The organism is Paraniabella aurantiaca, assembly GCF_050309965.1.
In the GTDB taxonomy this organism is placed as follows: domain Bacteria; phylum Bacteroidota; class Bacteroidia; order Chitinophagales; family Chitinophagaceae; genus Niabella.
The window spans coordinates 2,739,620-2,756,244 of record NZ_JBLOSY010000001.1 but is presented as its reverse complement, the minus strand read 5'-3'; the positions used below and the strand labels follow the sequence as shown (position 1 = coordinate 2,756,244).

The window sequence follows — 16,625 nt, the reverse complement described above, 5'->3', positions numbered from 1 at the left end:
CATTATTGTAAAAAACGATCAACAATAATACTTATGAAGCATATATTAATGGTACTCACTTCGCATTCAGCGATGGAAAATACAGATAGCACAACAGGTGTATGGCTGGGCGAATTTACCGATCCCTATTACGAATTCATTGATGCAGGTTATAAGGTAACACTGGCCAGTCCTTTAGGCGGCAAACCACCGGTAGATCCCCTTAGTTTGTTAACCGAAAATATAACTGCTTCCAACAGGCGGTTCAATAACGATACGGAGGCTCAATCGGCGTTTGGTGCCACGCACCTGCTTACTACAATGGATGCAAAAGATTTTGACGCTGTCTTCTATCCGGGTGGGCATGGCCCACTCTGGGACCTTGCCGACAACGACTACAATGGCCGGCTAATACTGGAGTTTATTAAATCCCGTAAACCAATAGGCGCAGTATGCCATGGACCTGCTGCATTGCTGAAAGCAGCAGAACTAGCGCCAGGCCTTTTAAGCGGAACGAGAATCACTGCTTTTACCAACACTGAGGAAACGCTTACCCTACGTGCGGATAATATTCCCTACCATCTGGAAACACGTTTAAAAAAATTGGGCGCTGATTTTAAAAGTGCTGTGTTACCATTTGCCAGTCATGTGGAAACAGACGGCCTCTTTGTAACGGGGCAAAATCCTTTATCAGCAGGATCGACAGCCAGCGCACTCATTGCTTTGCTGCAAAAAGGAACTGTCATAGATTAGCGATAGCGCTGCTCTATTAAAATGAGTATTTTTGAAGCAAATTCTACATAGATGGCGCGGCAGATTGAATTTAGTTTACCCGAATTTTCATACGGTTTTCATATTATTACAGAACTGGTATTGGACCAGTTAGGCGAATTGCCGCAAACAGGTATGCTACACCTGTTTATTAAACATACGTCGGCCGGTCTTACGATTAATGAGAACGCAGACCCTACCGTATTAAAAGACTTTAGAACTTTTTTTGGCGACTGGATCCCGGAGCATTACCCGAAATTTGTACACACCGACGAAGGACCTGATGATATGCCGGCACATATTAAGGCTTCAGTTGTAGGGCATGCGGTTACCATACCTATCACCCACCATCGGCTAAACCTGGGCACCTGGCAGGGCATCTACCTGTGCGAATTCAGGTATCATGGAGGCCGCAGAAAATTGGTAGCTACTGTTATAGATTAATTAAGTTTAAAATTGTGTTTCAAGCATTTGCTCTTTAATTTATTGCTGTTTTTTGAGGTGCATTACCTGACCACCTCCAGACGCCAATTCCAGGGTGAGCACATCTTTGTGACTTACGGTTTTGGTTTGCTTAATCAGATGATCGGGATGCTCATCTACGTCGGGCGCATCGGTATACCAATCAAGCGTATAAGTTCCTTCAGGTAAAAAGTCTAAAGCCATATTCACGGTCCTTGCTTCTGTGCTATTTATTGTCCCTACATACCAGTCTGTATTTTTACGCCTGGCTACTGTTATGTATTTCCCCACTTCTGCATTCGGAACTACTGTTTCATCCCATGTAGTCGGAACTTTCTGTAAAAACTCGAAGCCTGCCTGTCCTTCGTAGGCTGCCGGGTAATCGGCCACCATCTGCAAATAGCTTTCTAACACCACATACATACCTAACATATGGCTCCGGGTGCCAATCATTAATGGCCTGGTGTACTGCGTTTTAAATTTTTTTGAAGGCGTTGCTCTAAATCCTCCCAAATGGTAGTCCGTTGCTCCAGCCAAAAGACGAGTAAAAGCAACATCTAAGTCATGATTAGGACTTAACCCCTCCGTAAACCACTTGTTATTCTCATAATTCAGAGCCCCTTCTCGAGTGAACTCATTGGGATAGGTGCGATGTAACCCTGTGGATTTATATGCACCATGAAATTGAATAAACAATTTATGTTCAGCAGCTTTCTTTAAAATTTCTTCCTGGATGTTAACCATCTCCTGATCATCCCGCTCCAGAAAATCTACCATCATACCCTTAATGCCCCATTTCTGAAATTGGGAGAAGGCCTTATCCAAATTTGGATAAATGGCTTTCCAATGTACCCAAACATGTATATCAACGCCTTTTTTTTGGGCATAATTGCATATTTCCGCCATATTTAAACTGGGTACAGTTTTAGTAACATCGGTGTTGGGGCCTACCGCACCGTAATTAGGTGCATCACTTTGATACCATGCAAAACCACCGTAACCAATTACCGAATGGTACGCCAGTCCATTTCTTGCGCAAAAATCAATGTAATATTTGTTGGTTTCAAAATTGGCTCCCGGAGCAAAAGTTGTATCTGGAATAATATCACCATTCCACCAATGAAATGAAGTTTTACCGGGCTTTAACCAAGACCAATCTTTCGTTTGAGCAGGATCATTTAAATTGGTTAATATGTTGGATTCAAGCAGAGCCCCTACTCGATCACTAATCATCATCACTCTCCAGGGTGTGCTATGGGGAAGACTAGCTTTCACTTTTATTTCTGTTTGGCCCTGTAAGGGAGATAATTGACTTGTTAGTATACCATTATTTTTTGTAAGATACATTCCGGCATAATTTCTCAGATTCGCTTCGGTAATTGCCATATAAACTTTTTCTGGAAACTCGAATAAAGCCGGGAGATCCATCAGGTCACCGGTTTTAAGTTCACTTAATTTGTTTTTTTGATAAAACCCCTCGTGTGTGTTATTGTAATTATTCCAAAGGAGCGCATGAACTGTGGGATTACCGTATACATTAAAAGTACTGGTTTCATTAGTTAATATATAAGATGACCAATTCTCCTGTTCTGGAAACTCATAACGGAAAGCAAGCCCGTCGTTAAATGCCCGGACCACGAAGTTTATTCGTCTTTTCTTTCCGCCCTTTTCTATCAGGGGAATACTGACTTCCCTATACTGATTCCTTGCCGTTTTTACCTTCCCAACAACTAAATCGCAATACTCATCCACTTCTTTAAATATAGGCTTGAGTAATTGAAGAGAGGTCCAAAAACCATCTTCTCCGATAAAAGCGAGACTTAGTTCCGAATCGTCGATTATAGTTTTTCCCTTATAAATTATTTTATAAACCGGTGCTTTTTTTGTGAGTTTAAATGAAAATTTAATCGTTCCATCGAAAGACGCTAACTGAAGATGGTTTTGCGCTGAAGCAGGTAAAATGTTAGTCAACAAAAAAAACAAAGGCAGCATTCGAAAAATATTCATAGTATTAAATTAGTTTGATCTTCGTTATTTATTTCAAATTCAAATAATAATTGCATCAATGTCCTTGGTTATTTACCAGCAATTTTTCAACAGTATTGAATCTGAATTATTGAGATCTGTCTCAAAAATATCAGCTAAATGCACCACAAATCTTAGTCAATCCAAGATTGCTTAATCGTTTAAGTAAGCATAAAGCTACATTATCTTTTTTGTTTTCCCAATTTAAAATACAGGCGTGGGCTTCTAAATTAAGGCCATGCAGAGACAAGATGTCGACGCCACTTTCTTTCAGTTCATCTCTATGAATTAAAATTTTGTTTTTTGAAGTCAAGCTTATTTATTCTTTACAGTAAATATAATTTAATTCATCAGATGCGAACGCTACACAAACCCTGCTTGACAACATACTTACATGGGGCAGGCTGTATATATGATGAAAGCCAAAAGCCCTTACCTCTATACAGGCCTCTTTGCTTAAAGTGCCCTAGAACATAACGGTAAGCAAAGCACATCAACCAGTACATGTATGTATTTCACTTTTAGCGAACGACGGCCCATCCCCCCTGGCAAAAGATTCGCCTGACACTGTAGATTCAGAGCATTATGTGTTTATAAGCGTACTACCACTTTACCCACAGTCCTGCCGCTTTCTACCTGCAGGTGCGCTTTATCCATTTCATTAAAGTTGAACACTTCTGACACATGAGGCTTAATGATACCTTGCGATAGCCAGGCAGCCAGTACTTCCATATCTATGCCGCTTGACGTCACCAAAAAGAACACTGCATTTACATTTTTTGCTTTGGCCCTTTCTATCTGGCTTTCACTCAATCCGGCAGGAATACTGATGACTACCCCGCCATCCTTTACCACATCCAATGATTTGTCAATATTTTCAGCGCCTACCGTATCCATCACAAAGTCGTATTTAATCTCACTGTTTTTCCAGTCGTAACCCTGGTAGCCGATGTGTTCGTCAGCGCCCATACTCATCACAAAATCTTTGTTTTTAACAGAAGAAGTGCCGACCACATAAGCGCCCAGGTGTTTGGCTATTTGTACGGCAAAGTGGCCTACGCCACCAGCAGCAGCATGTACCAATACCTTTTGCCCGGGTTTTACATTCGCGTGCCTGGTCATTGCCTGGTAAGCTGTTAATGCTGCCAGCGTTGAGGCAGCGGCTTGCTCGTGTGTAATATTTGCCGGCTTGGCTGCAAGCTGACTCGCCGGCGCTGCCACATACTCAGCATAGGCTTTACCGTGACCGGGAAAGCGGACCATTCCAAATACCTCATCTCCTGGCTTAAAAGCCGCGTCGGCGCCGGAAGCTATCACCACTCCGCTGATGTCCCAGCCAAGTATAAGCGGATGCTCGTTTTTAAGGACCTGATAAATACCACCGCCTGCGCGTACCTTAACGTCTACCGGGTTTATGCTCACAGCTTTTATCTGCACCAATACTTCATCGCTGTTGATTTCAGGCTTTGCTGTTTCTATATACTCAAAGTTGTCTACGCCGCCGGGCTTATTTATGATAATCGCTTTCATGATTATTGTTTGATGTTATGTTTTTTTAATGAGCAAAGCGTGATGATATCGCGTCTGTATATCCACGCTTTGCTGATGGTGTTTAAAGATATTTTGCAAGATTGAGTTCCACATCGCCGTAAGTCTGCAGACCCTGGTCCAGTAAATTTTTAATCCTTGTTCTTGCTTCCGGCTCCGTAAGCGAAGCGAAGAACGCAACCTGGGTTTCCATGATATGCTCATTTTGGGGCAGGAATGCCCTTGCATTCATAGTGACTTTGATTTTTTGAATGATCTTCAGGTCAAAGGAAGCGATCCGGCGCGCTAAATTATCTACAAAAGTATCCAGCTCATCATCGGCAAAAGCCCTGTTGATCCATCCATATGCTGCGGCAGTTTCAGCATTGTAATCGTCACCGCTTAAGATGATCTCCAGCGCTCTCGCTTTACCTGTCAACAAATGCAGGCGTTCCAGTCCGCCACCGCCGGGAAACGAGCCGATCCCGATCTCCGGCTGTGCAAATACGGCCTTTTCTTTACTGGCAAACCGCATATCGAAGGCCTGGATAAATTCGCTACCTAAACCCCGTGCGCGGCCCCTCACAGATGCGATACTTACAAACGGCGCCTGCTCCAGCCGCTTTGCCACATCGGGCCAGGATTTTGAAAGACCGGTTTTTCCCTCGCCCTTGGGAAACTCAAAAATGTTCACCAGTTCCGCATGTGCCACATAAAAATCAGGATTGGCACTTTCAAAAACAACAACTTTTAGCTGTTCATTAGCCTCCAATTGATCCATAAGGTCCCGGAGCTGTACGGAAAATTCGGGATCGAATACATTTACCGGAGGGTTATTGATACTTACCTTCCAGTAGCTTTCGCTGATCACTTGCTTTGTGAAGATCATAATTTTCAATTTTAGTTTGATTGAAAAATAAAAGCATCTTTTGTAAATTTGCTTTCAAATTGCAAGTGCAAATATAGAAACAAATACTTGCAAAAAGCAAGTAAATTTATTTTTTATGACAGAAATAAAGAAAAGGTCGGGATGCCCTGTGAGCAGTTCCCTGGATATATGGGGAGATAAATGGTCGCTGCTGATTGTAAGAGACCTGATGTATGCAAAGGCCTGTACCTACGGCGACTTTTTAAAATCGGAAGAAAAAATAGCCACCAATATACTCGCTTCCCGATTGCAAACATTAGAAGCAGCTGGCATTATCTCAAGGTCGGAGCACCCCGACAGTAAATTGAAGTTTTTGTATCGCCTTACTGAAAAGGGGATTGATCTGCTTCCCGTGATGATAGAGATTTATTTATGGGGTGAGAAGTACTTCACACTATCCGACACCCATAAAGCATTTTTGAAAGAAATAAAGAAGGACAAAGAAGCTTTTCTAAAAAATTTAAAGCAAAAGCTTAAGAAAACAGCTGCCTGATAAAACCGTAAGCCAACAGACGGTGTACAGCATAGAGAGCAAATAAAAAGCACCTACATCATATTGTAAGTGCCTGAACTTTATGTGATCCGGATTGGATTCGAACCAATGACCTACTGCTTAGAAGGCAGTTGCTCTATCCAGCTGAGCTACCGGACCATCCTGAAAAAAATTCCAGGGCGCAAATATAAAGATTTTAGTTGAAGCTATCCTAAATATTTCGCCATTTCTTCCTGGTAGCCCAATGCCTTATTACGGGCAGCTTCTGCAAAATCAGCTCCGCCGGAAGCAAAAATGATATCCCGGCTTACATTTACCAACAATCCACAGTCGCTGTTCATTGCCTGCTCCGATATATCTTTTAAGCTACCACCCTGAGCTCCTACTCCGGGAACCAGCAAAAAGTGTCCCGGAATAATTTGGCGGATAGCAGTAAAAGAATCTGCCTGGGTGGCACCTACCACAAACATAATGTTTTCGTCAGTACCCCATTCTGACACCGTTTTTAATACCTTCTCATACAACAAGCCATCTCCGCAAGGTTGAAGTTCAAAGTCTGCAGCACCTTTATTAGAAGTTAATCCAAGCACAATGGCCCATTTGCCATCATACTTTAAAAAAGGCTGTACGCTGTCGCTTCCCATATAAGGAGCTACTGTTACCGAATCAAAAGGCAGGGCCGAGAAAAATGCTTTGGCATACTGGTCGGATGTATTACCAATATCTCCCCTTTTAGCATCAGCTATTTTAAAATGCTCATTACCGATATATTCTACGGTTTGCTGCATGGTTTGCCAGCCGGCAACACCCTGCGCTTCATAAAAAGCAGTGTTGATCTTATAAGATACGCACAGATCGCGCGTGGCATCGATAATCGCTTTATTAAACTCCAGCACCCCATCTGCTGTATCCCTCAAATGCTCCGGTATTTTTGTTATATCAGTATCTAACCCTACACATAAATAAGATTTCCTGCTTTTAATTAATTGTACCAGTTCTGCTCTTGTCATCTTTATTATAATGCTTTATTTTTTCCAGCCCTTTAAGATTCAACCTTTTCAACCAGTTAACTTCTCAACCAGTCAACTTGTCAACCACTTAACCAACCTCAACATTCCGGCAAACTTAAGGGAACATTTACAGCTAACCCACCATCTGCCGTCTCTTTATATTTAAAATTCATGTCTTGTGCCGTATCCCACATCGTTTTGATCACTTCATCCAGTGAAACCCGGGCAAAATCAGGCGTGCTTTGCAAGGCCAGCTGGCTGGCCGTGATAGCTTTTATCGCTCCCATTGTATTACGTTCAATACAGGGCACCTGCACCAGTCCGCCGATGGGATCACAGGTCATGCCCAGGTGATGCTCCATGGCTATTTCAGCGGCCATCAGGGTTTGTTTTTGTGTACCTCCCAATGCTTCAGTTAAAGCAGCTGCAGCCATAGATGAAGACACTCCTATTTCGGCCTGGCAACCACCCATAGCCGCGGAGATAGTTGATTCCTTTTTGAAGATACTCCCAATTTCGGAGGCCGTCATCAGGAAATCAATAATTTTAGATTCATCATTACCACTGCAAAAAACGGTATAATAGTGCAACACTGCGGGAATCACACCAGCCGAGCCATTGGTAGGCGCTGTTACCACGCGACCGAAAGAGGCATTTTCTTCATTTACCGCCAGTGCAAAACAACTCACCCAATCCAGTATGTATTTGAAGCTGTTACCGCCCTTTTGTATAGCAGCAATCCATTCGTCGTAATTATTATAAGCAACATCGCCAATCAGTTTTTTATTGAGCCCGGCCGCTCTTCTGTGCACGTTGAGACCTCCAGGTAAAATACCGGTAGTATGGCAGCCGCGGTACACACAGTCCTTCATCACCTGCCATATTTTTAAGATGCCGGATCTTACATCTTCCTCCTTTCGCCAGGCTTGCTCGTTTTCATAAACGATCTCATGAATAGAAAGTCCGGTTTTAATACACCATTTTAACAGGTCGTCGGCATCATTAATAGGAAATGGCAAACTCACCGATGCATCAGGTATCACCTCCTCACCTTCTTTTTTCACAAACCCACCGCCAATGGAGTAATAAGTCTCGGCAATGTTTTCTCCGTTGGTTAATACCGCCAGGAAGGTCAGGCCATTGGAATGATAAGGCAGCGTTTCGGTGTATAGAAATTCTATATCGGTGGCAGGATTAAAGTGCAATTTGATTTTTCCTGCCAGTAATAGTTGCTGCTCCCGGGCAATCTTTTCAACCGAGGGTGTAATCTGCTCCACATCGAAGGTAACCGGATCGTATCCGCAAAGGCCCATTTGTACGGCTATACCGGTACCATGCCCTATACCGGTTTTAGCTAATGAACCATATAGCAGTATTTTTACGGCGATTACTTCAGTCAAAATTCCTTTCGATTCAAGCTCCGATAAAAAACGCTCCGCGGCGCGCCATGGGCCTAATGTATGGGAGCTGGAGGGTCCCACCCCGATTTTCAACATATCAAATACTGAAATAGGCTCGTATAGCATTACAACATTTTAAGGGGCAAAAATAAGCGGAAAGCAGCGCCTGCTATAATTTTTTGTGGTGTCAGCAGTAAACATAGGGCATCAGTGTTGCCACGCTCGCTTGTACAGCAGTATATATATCAACCTATATATAACGAAAAAGCCCGAAATGAATCGGGCTTTCGGGGTTCATTTTTATTAAATGCTATTGCTGATATTCATAATAAAAATACCGATCAGGCAATACATCTCTGCTGTGTTCTATGTTTATCTTTATTCGCGCCGTATAAGTCCTAGCTGAAGGTGGTACGCCCGGAAGAGGTGGGCCAATAGAAATATAGTCTGGCATATCGACATTTGTATTCGTTTTATAGATCTCTTTAGTAGGAAATGCTCCCATTGCAGTGCTAGTTACTGAAGGACTGGTGTGATTAAAGGGTGTTGTATTATCTGCAACTGGATAAGTCTGATCACCGTAAGTAATAATTCCTGGACAATACACAAAACCACTTCTGCCAAGGCCGACTTTGGACTCTATATGAAAAAAGCTTAAATTAGTATAGGCCCCCATATTAATCCAATTCCCAAGTAACCGTTGTTGAAGAGAAAATTGAAAATATACCCTATAATTAGTCGACCAAATGGGCTTCCCCCAAAAGTCAGTTCTGCCGGTAGAATAAACAATATGACTTTCAAACAACCAGGTCCTGTATCTATAAACCGGATCAACTTCATCCTCCTGATACGCCAACTCAAAATTATACTGTTGACCATTCCGAGGATTTGTAATAATACCATCAACAGATCTCGCTTGTGTACCATTTTTTTTAGATAGATTTCCATCTAAGGAAGGTGCATTTTTAAAGCGAAGAGCAAGTTCGCTAAAAGGCATATTGGCATTTATGGGTTTCTGATTCGCTTCGTTTACATCGGCATAAAAGGTGTTGTTGTTTTGATATCTCAAAATATGTTGACCTATTTGTATTACCCCAAATTGATTTAAAACCTTATCTAAGAGAATACCATTTTTGCTGTAGACCATGTTATTTTTAAGATAAAAAAAGTTAGTATCAATTACCCTCTTTTTCTCATCTTCAGTTTTTATGCGCTCTACTTCGTTTGAACTCTCTACGAATTTATCATATAAGCTATGTTTCAAATTATTTTCAACCTTCCATTTATTATAGGCACTATCCGACATATTAGAAACCATACTGATTAATCTATCAAATTCCTCCCCATTCTTCAAAATCAAATAATCTTTCTTTTCAATAGAAGGCGGTGCCTCTTCAATCACATCTTTTTTACAGGAAATAATATTTGTTAAACAAAATAGGATAATGGCACATGACAGGATGCCTGTTCGTTTTTTCTTAATAAAGTTTTTCTGATTCATAAATTAACATATTTAAAATTAAAAAAGGCGGTATTTAGACAGCTAAGCTTTCGCTTAATTTATAAGTGTGTAAATGCTAATCGGCTCTTTTGTTTATGTCAAACGGTGACATTTTTGCAACATCCTATTTAATAAAAAAAGGGAAAGGGCATGCAACAGCTGGTAGTATAATTCTCTTCATGGTTATTTAGGCTAATAAATTTCAAAGGTTTAGTATCTCTCAATAGAGATACAAATAAAAAACGAAATTGATCCCATAAAGTACTTTTTGCTCATTTTTTTACAATCAGAGCTAAATCAATATAAAAAGCCCGAAATCAATCGGGCTCTAAAATAATTTATAGTACAGTCGCCTAGTTTACACTTACCAATTCTACGTAAAAGTACAGTGGCTGATTGTTTAAAAATGCGTAGGGGCTCCCACATCCATAAGCCAGTGACGATGGAATAATCAATTTAATTTTACCACCTACTTTTATTTTAGGTATACCGATCGTCCAACCAGAAATCACTTCGTTTAACCTGAATGTAGCGCCTTGTGGACTTCTTACATACGAAGAATCAAACCCTTTGCCATCCATGAATCTGCCCACATATTTTGCAACCACGGAGCTGTTTGCATTGGGAGTGGAACCGGTACCAGGTTCAATTATCTGATATAGGAGTCCGGTTGCATCCGTCGTCGTACTAATTGAGCTGTCAGTTGCAAATTTAGCCATTGCAGGCAGTTCAGATTCTACTGTCTTGGGAGTACACGGTTTATAATCATCATCATTATTTTTTAAGCAGCCTACTGCGGCAAAAGCAGTCACGACGCCTAAAAAGAAAATTATTTTCTTCATATTATTTTATCTTCTTACGTCGGTTAAATTATAGGTATAAATTAATTGAGAATTCGGTGGTACACGATTTACCCCATTCGCTTCCTGACAGCCAAATAACTGTGATGAAGGTATTATAACACTTATTGATCCTCCTTCTTTAATTTTCGGCAACGCGTAAGAGGCAACGATTAATCGCGCATAATAGGACAAATTATTCGTAGCTGGTGGTTTGATCGTCAGTGAGTCAACAATAGCCCCTGTTCCGGTACTGTTAAGCAATCGACCAACATAATTAAATGCGACAAGAGAATCATTTGTAGTAGCTCCTTCTCCTTCACCAGGGTTATTAATTCTGTAGTATAGAGAATTCTGAGTGTCAAAAGTATAAGAATCCAACTCAGAACCAATTATCGAATCAATCGCCTGCTGGTCTCTTTGCAAACTATATGGCGTACATCTTACAATGTCATCATCATTATTCTTCAGGCAAGCCGTTAAAGCCAAAGCGGTTACAACAGCAGCAACCGGGAGCCAAAATCTTTTTTTCATTTTCCTTTGCAATTTAAATTTAAAAGTAAACGGGTGAAGCCTATTATTTTCTGTTGATAAGCTCTTTATAGCGGGTTTCGTTAATGTCCCACTTATGATAAGACGTAAACACGCCAGCAAACGCAACAATAATTATTCCAGCAATTAATAAAATTATAAATAAAGAGGGATCTGCATTAGCCACCATAGAAGCACGTTTATACCAGCCACTCATAAAATTAGCCAGGATAGCGATCATTAAAATCAACCCTGCAGGCAATCCCAGCAATATTTGCCTGAAAACCCGTTTCTTCTTTTTACGATTGGCTTCCCAGTATTTTATAAAATTCTCCTCCTCCTGGCTATACATCGCTCAAAATTAAGTAGTTTATGCCATTTTGGTAATACAATAAAATCGGTTATATTGCGAACTCATCATAATCAATTGTTTGTGAAATGAGCTGTAGGGCTTCTGTTAATGCTGTAGCCAGCTCTATGGCCAATAGGATTCAGTCATTAAAAACCGTTCAACTGCAACCAATGCGGTGAACAAAAAACAATATTAATGAAACGCCCTTGTAAATTTTTTACTCCGGGACATAGTTGACCGGGCGTTCCCTGTCTGCCGAACAGGCAGGCATTCGATAATAAATCAGCCGCAAAGCGGCGCAAAAAAACAAACGAATGAAACTAGCGCCCGTACTGGCTCAATACCTCGCCACCCATAAAGTTTTAAGTCTTCCGGGCTTAGGCACTTTTCATGCGGACAATACCTACAATCCTGAAGTAGATTACAGCAAAAAGGGAGCTTCCCTGCCCGATATCAGTTTTGAACAAACTAAAATTTCCCAATTTGACGAAGCATTAATTGACTTTGTGTCCCAGGAAACAGGTAAAATGAAAGTACTCGCCGAATCTGACCTACAGTCGCAGATTGAAGGAGCCACCAATTTTCTGAATACCGGGAAACCCTATTTCCTGGCAGGCATTGGCACGCTTACCAAAAAAATGGATGGCAGTTTTGAGTTTCATAAAGAGAAGTTCCTGCATACAGAAAAAGAAAAAAAGAAGCCGGTTCCTATCACCGAAAAAAATTCGGTTCCACAGTCTTATATCGACGAGAGCCGGAAGCCGCGTAAAGCCAAACCAGCCGCTATCATAGGAGCGATTTGCCTGGTGGCCGTAGCGGCCGTAATATGGTTTTATAGTCAAAATAAAGAAAAGAACGACGGCAATATCGAGGAAGTTGTTGCAACCAGCAATAGCACCGCTACACCGTCAGCCGGCGACAGTGCCGCCCCTGCCACACCTCAACCGGCAGCCGTGACGCCCCCATCTGACAGTTATAAATATGTACTGGAAATGGCAAAACAACCAAGAGCATCCAAGCGGTTTAACCAGCTTAAAACCATTAAATGGCCCATTGAAATGGAAACAGCAGACTCAGTGAGTTATAAGCTTTTCATTAAACTGCCTATTGCCGGTGCTGATACCACTCGTATCAAGGACTCTTTAAGTGCGCTTTCGGGGAGAAAGGTTTGGATTGAGAAATAAATTTTGAGTATACTGGCAACGATTAGATCTGGGACGTTCGTCTGAATAATAAATAATTATACAAATGAAAGTATCGTACTTTTTCATCGCAGCTACGTTGTTATGCCTCTCTTGTACCTCATCTCGAAACAATACTTCTCCCGATGCGAAAAGAAAAATCGAAGAGCTTCGCGCACTTATTCATTTAAGTCCTGATCAAGCCCAAAAATTAACTTCGATCGAGGCCAGCTATATAGACAAATCGAAGCAATTGAGGCAACAGGGAAATGATAAAGAATCTGACCTGACGAGATTGAAGCAAAAAAGAACGTCTTTCTATAAAAAAATATTGAGCCGCGAACAGTTTATCAAATTCCAGGCTATCGACAACGAACTGATCAAACAAGCGCCTGTTCGTTTCAATAAAAGCTAAATAAAAAGACGGCCAACAACCGCGACCGCCTTCTTTAAGATTCTTAATTTTTAAACTACTTTACAATCTGACCACTCTTTATTTGGTTGATCAATTCCTGCCTTAGTTCTTTTTCATTTGGTGGAGCAAAATGCACAGAGTTCTTCACCCTATTATCCCTATCTGAATACAACCTGGTTGTTTTTGAGCTACCATACACGCTCCTAACGTAGGTATTTGCCTCTAAAATAACTGGTCCCTGATAAGGCAGCCCAGTGATTAACGAAATAGCTTTCGCCAATAAGTAGTCAGTAACAGTTCCGATAGGCTTCCAGGATGCAGGATTTTCTTCAATCGCCCTTACAGGCATTAAGTGGGTTGGTGTTAAATAACCGGGATTAGTAAAATCTGCTCCATTTTTATCTTTATAGGTCGCCACAATGGGCTGCATTCCCCAGTTTTTAAGCGAGGCCCTATCCTGTACACTTAAATCTGTTTCGTTGTAGATCCTAACTGCGGCTCCCTCATAACTATCGTATGCATGTAGTGTCCATGAACCCGTAAACTTACCTCCGGTATTGTTCCCGACATGTACAACATTCATGTAAGGTTTTAAACAAAAAGTAAGCAATTCTGATGCAGAGTAAGAGTCATCAGTAGCCAGTATATATACTGTACTCAGATTTAAGTTGACCTCCAGCGGATTCATAGCTCCGGAGTTTACAAAACCTGTCTTCCTGCTCTCATTTCTACCATCGAAAAAATTATTCAGGTAGCTGTTATAAGACAATTCGGCAAATACAGAACTGTTATTTTGCACCGCTGTTCTCGGGGCAATCATCGAAGCAAGATAAGAAGCGGCTGCTAATGCTCCTCCATGATTGTATCGTAAATCAATCACCAGTTCTGTAATACCTTCAGACTTAAACCTGGTGAATGTTTCGTATAACTTATTATTATAATTGGTGATAAAGTCTGTATAGAACAGGTACCCGATCTTTTTACCGGCAAATGCAGGATTATCTTTATATACAGTATCTTTTAATACAGGGTTTGTTGCAATTACTACAGGGCTAACAGAAACTGATCGGGAAGCTGAGGTAACAGGATTTTTTACACCTACAGTTAATGTATTTCCTGCGAAAAGCTTAGTGTAGTTACTACGGGTCATGGTAACCCCGTCTATCTGGCTAATTATTTCTCCTCTAATAATACCCGCATTGGCCGCCGGTGTATTGGGAAAAACATAATTCACAATACCGGTAACATTATCATTTGAACTTGAACCATATAATGCTAAAGACCAGCCAAAATCCCTGGGGCTTCCGGCAAGTGAAGCCAACCATTCATCGACATCATCAGTTATCTGCGACCAGCTATGCGATATGTCTATAGAATTAAGCACACTCCCAAAATAAACTTTTGGGTCGGAGTTAGCGTCCGGCTTCTTGTTGGTCATTTCAGCCGACCACAAATAATATTGTGATAACCCATCATACACAAATTGCGAAACAACGGGAACCTTGTTATCAAGAACATCATCTTTTTTACTAGGGCATGCAGTTAAAATCACAAGCAGTAACGCCAATAATGGGAATGTTTTTTTCATCTTAAACATTATGATATTTTCAGTAAAATTACACCTAATAAACCAAAATCAACTATCTGAAAAAAGCTCTTCCACTATCACTTAAGGTTTTATCAAATCAGTTCCCTTAAACCACTTATCACCAAAAGCAAAAGGATCTGAAGTCCAATTTACCGTCATTGCAACTACACTAGCAGAATTAAACTTATAATAACTAAACGCCTCAGGATTAATTATCCATCTAGCCGTATAAGTATAATTGAAACCATCCCCCTTTTTTTCAACAAAATAAACTTTTCCATCAGCCTGATCATTTACCAATAATGGTGTTTGGTTAATAATTGTTGGGGGGCCTGAAAACTCCCACTTTACCTTTGGGCGTCCTATCTCTGCCTCCAAGGGAGTAGGGTCTGTGCTTCCTGTTACTGCATCATTCACAACAGTAGGCAAAAAGCAAGCATTGAGTGCATCTAGATCGTATATATGACGATACGCACCGTCTAGTTTTACATAAACTTTTCCATCTACAGTATTTCTATAGAAAGGTATCGGAGTTGAAGGCGGTGCTGTAACGACCACTACCTGATAATCTGTATTAAAATAATTAAATCCCAATGGAGATCCCACAGGAGCAGGTGCCCTACTAGATTTCCATAGAAGAGCGATTTTCAAACTATTAATAGGTATATTTAGATTAGAATAATTAACACCGACATCGTAGGTTTTTTGTACATAATTACTTGTTCCAAAATCACTGGTACCTACCTTGAGGAGTAATGTCAAATCGACAACCTGTCCGGTAGAAGAATTAAACGCCACTAATTTAAAATCAAAATCGGCTGATTCAAAACCACTACTTCCATTGTATCTGGTAAAACCAACATCTATTTTAAAAGGTGTACTTCCTGTAGAATTCACCTTTAGCTTGCCATTCTCCAAATAGGAAGCTTGTATCTGAAATCCTGTAACGTTTTCTGCGTTTGAATAACAAAATGCACATAACGTTACAATCAAAAAAAATATTTTTTTTGTCATTGGTGTGTTTTTAAAAAGTTAGTTATTAGTGTTTCCCGTATCTGTGATAGCATTAAGATCTGAAATATTAAGGCTACCGTTACTCGTAAAAACGTAATTGCTTTTATCATCTAAGCTAACTGATATGTCAGACGCTCCGGATGAAAGAACTACCATCCGCGCAGATGTTGGCCCTATTGAGGTGGGATATAGAACATACCTATTGGGTTGCGGTTGCTCAACATAAGAGAATACGGTTCCAATAATGAAGTTAAATCTGTTGCCGTTAGCTTCCACAAAAACTTCTACCATTTTAAAATGGTCTTTTTGGGTAAAATTTATTTTCTCCACTTCATATTCATAAACTTTTCCCAGCTTAATGCTTATAACATAATCCACCCACTTATTAAATTGTTCTTTTGAGGATGCAATTTTCAGCATTTCTTGTTCAACCGGAGCGTTTTCTTGAGCAACCTGTTCATTTTTTTTACAAGCAGAAAGACTGAGAATTGTGAACAAAATAAAAAGGCGTGATAGGGAGCAAATTTGTTTTTTCATAACTTATAATAGTTTAGCATTAAATAAAAAGTAACCAAATATAAATAATATTTTTCCGAAAATTAATCTTTT

The 16,625-nt window shown here is 40.6% G+C and carries 17 protein-coding genes and 1 tRNA gene; 5 read left to right on the top strand and 13 right to left on the bottom strand.

The window, feature by feature from the left end:
• The first annotated feature begins 33 nt into the window (after window positions 1-33).
• Both ACLOAU_RS12030 and ACLOAU_RS12025 read left to right on the top strand, forming a co-directional pair.
• A complete protein-coding gene (locus ACLOAU_RS12030) occupies window positions 34-732 on the top strand; it encodes a type 1 glutamine amidotransferase domain-containing protein (protein ID WP_427862116.1) in 699 nt (232 codons plus the stop codon).
• 51 nt (window positions 733-783) lie between these two features.
• The gene (locus ACLOAU_RS12025) at window positions 784-1,194 is read left to right on the top strand and encodes a secondary thiamine-phosphate synthase enzyme YjbQ (RefSeq protein ID WP_427862115.1); all 411 of its coding nucleotides are present in this window, start codon (window positions 784-786) and stop codon (window positions 1,192-1,194) included.
• A 39-nt stretch (window positions 1,195-1,233) separates the two neighbouring features.
• Here the strand turns inward: ACLOAU_RS12025 and ACLOAU_RS12020 are convergent, their stop codons facing one another.
• The 3 genes from ACLOAU_RS12020 to ACLOAU_RS12010 all read right to left on the bottom strand — a co-directional run bounded on the left by ACLOAU_RS12020 (window position 1,234) and on the right by ACLOAU_RS12010 (window position 5,653).
• Window positions 1,234-3,219: a glycoside hydrolase family 97 protein gene (locus tag ACLOAU_RS12020; RefSeq protein ID WP_427862114.1), complete on the bottom strand. Its 1,986-nt coding sequence runs from the start codon at window positions 3,217-3,219 to the stop codon at window positions 1,234-1,236.
• 609 nt (window positions 3,220-3,828) lie between these two features.
• Complete coding sequence (locus tag ACLOAU_RS12015) at window positions 3,829-4,767, bottom strand: NADP-dependent oxidoreductase (protein WP_427862113.1); 939 nt, start codon at window positions 4,765-4,767, stop codon at window positions 3,829-3,831.
• 82 nt (window positions 4,768-4,849) lie between these two features.
• Window positions 4,850-5,653, bottom strand: a complete 804-nt coding sequence (locus ACLOAU_RS12010) for an enoyl-CoA hydratase/isomerase family protein (RefSeq protein WP_427862112.1) — start codon at window positions 5,651-5,653, stop codon at window positions 4,850-4,852.
• A 115-nt stretch (window positions 5,654-5,768) separates the two neighbouring features.
• Here ACLOAU_RS12010 and ACLOAU_RS12005 point away from each other — a divergent pair, with 115 nt between their 5' ends.
• On the top strand, window positions 5,769-6,185 hold the full coding sequence (locus ACLOAU_RS12005; protein WP_427862111.1) for a winged helix-turn-helix transcriptional regulator: 417 nt from the start codon (window positions 5,769-5,771) through the stop codon (window positions 6,183-6,185).
• An 85-nt stretch (window positions 6,186-6,270) separates the two neighbouring features.
• On the opposite strand, the gene ACLOAU_RS12000 is transcribed toward ACLOAU_RS12005, so the two are convergent.
• From ACLOAU_RS12000 to ACLOAU_RS11970, 7 genes are all read right to left on the bottom strand, one after another.
• Window positions 6,271-6,344 (bottom strand) — tRNA-Arg (locus ACLOAU_RS12000).
• A gap of 47 nt (window positions 6,345-6,391) precedes the next feature.
• A complete protein-coding gene (pyrF, locus tag ACLOAU_RS11995; protein WP_427862110.1) occupies window positions 6,392-7,195 on the bottom strand; it encodes an orotidine-5'-phosphate decarboxylase in 804 nt (267 codons plus the stop codon).
• Between the two features lie 98 nt (window positions 7,196-7,293).
• On the bottom strand, window positions 7,294-8,721 hold the full coding sequence (locus tag ACLOAU_RS11990) for an L-serine ammonia-lyase (RefSeq protein ID WP_427862109.1): 1,428 nt from the start codon (window positions 8,719-8,721) through the stop codon (window positions 7,294-7,296).
• A gap of 184 nt (window positions 8,722-8,905) precedes the next feature.
• Entirely contained in the window at window positions 8,906-10,096 is a 1,191-nt protein-coding gene (locus tag ACLOAU_RS11985; RefSeq protein WP_427862108.1) for a hypothetical protein, read from the bottom strand.
• A 353-nt stretch (window positions 10,097-10,449) separates the two neighbouring features.
• Window positions 10,450-10,938: an FKBP-type peptidyl-prolyl cis-trans isomerase gene (locus tag ACLOAU_RS11980; protein ID WP_427862107.1), complete on the bottom strand. Its 489-nt coding sequence runs from the start codon at window positions 10,936-10,938 to the stop codon at window positions 10,450-10,452.
• A 6-nt stretch (window positions 10,939-10,944) separates the two neighbouring features.
• Entirely contained in the window at window positions 10,945-11,469 is a 525-nt protein-coding gene (locus tag ACLOAU_RS11975; protein ID WP_427862106.1) for an FKBP-type peptidyl-prolyl cis-trans isomerase, read from the bottom strand.
• Window positions 11,470-11,512: 43 nt separating this feature from the next.
• Window positions 11,513-11,818 (bottom strand): hypothetical protein, encoded by a 306-nt coding sequence (locus ACLOAU_RS11970; RefSeq protein ID WP_427862105.1) that lies wholly within the window; start codon window positions 11,816-11,818, stop codon window positions 11,513-11,515.
• A gap of 314 nt (window positions 11,819-12,132) precedes the next feature.
• On the opposite strand from ACLOAU_RS11970, the gene ACLOAU_RS11965 reads away from it, so the two are divergent.
• Together ACLOAU_RS11965 and ACLOAU_RS11960 are read left to right on the top strand one after the other, a co-directional pair.
• Complete coding sequence (locus ACLOAU_RS11965) at window positions 12,133-13,002, top strand: hypothetical protein (protein ID WP_427862104.1); 870 nt, start codon at window positions 12,133-12,135, stop codon at window positions 13,000-13,002.
• A 64-nt stretch (window positions 13,003-13,066) separates the two neighbouring features.
• On the top strand, window positions 13,067-13,414 hold the full coding sequence (locus tag ACLOAU_RS11960) for a hypothetical protein (RefSeq protein ID WP_427862103.1): 348 nt from the start codon (window positions 13,067-13,069) through the stop codon (window positions 13,412-13,414).
• A 55-nt stretch (window positions 13,415-13,469) separates the two neighbouring features.
• On the opposite strand, the gene ACLOAU_RS11955 is transcribed toward ACLOAU_RS11960, so the two are convergent.
• The 3 genes from ACLOAU_RS11955 to ACLOAU_RS11945 all read right to left on the bottom strand — a co-directional run bounded on the left by ACLOAU_RS11955 (window position 13,470) and on the right by ACLOAU_RS11945 (window position 16,553).
• Window positions 13,470-15,002 carry a S41 family peptidase gene (locus tag ACLOAU_RS11955; RefSeq protein ID WP_427862102.1) on the bottom strand — a complete coding sequence of 511 codons (1,533 nt, stop codon included), beginning with the start codon at window positions 15,000-15,002 and terminating at the stop codon, window positions 13,470-13,472.
• An 81-nt stretch (window positions 15,003-15,083) separates the two neighbouring features.
• Window positions 15,084-16,016: a hypothetical protein gene (locus tag ACLOAU_RS11950; RefSeq protein ID WP_427862101.1), complete on the bottom strand. Its 933-nt coding sequence runs from the start codon at window positions 16,014-16,016 to the stop codon at window positions 15,084-15,086.
• 18 nt (window positions 16,017-16,034) lie between these two features.
• Window positions 16,035-16,553 carry a hypothetical protein gene (locus ACLOAU_RS11945; protein ID WP_427862100.1) on the bottom strand — a complete coding sequence of 173 codons (519 nt, stop codon included), beginning with the start codon at window positions 16,551-16,553 and terminating at the stop codon, window positions 16,035-16,037.
• Window positions 16,554-16,625 lie beyond the last annotated feature (72 nt).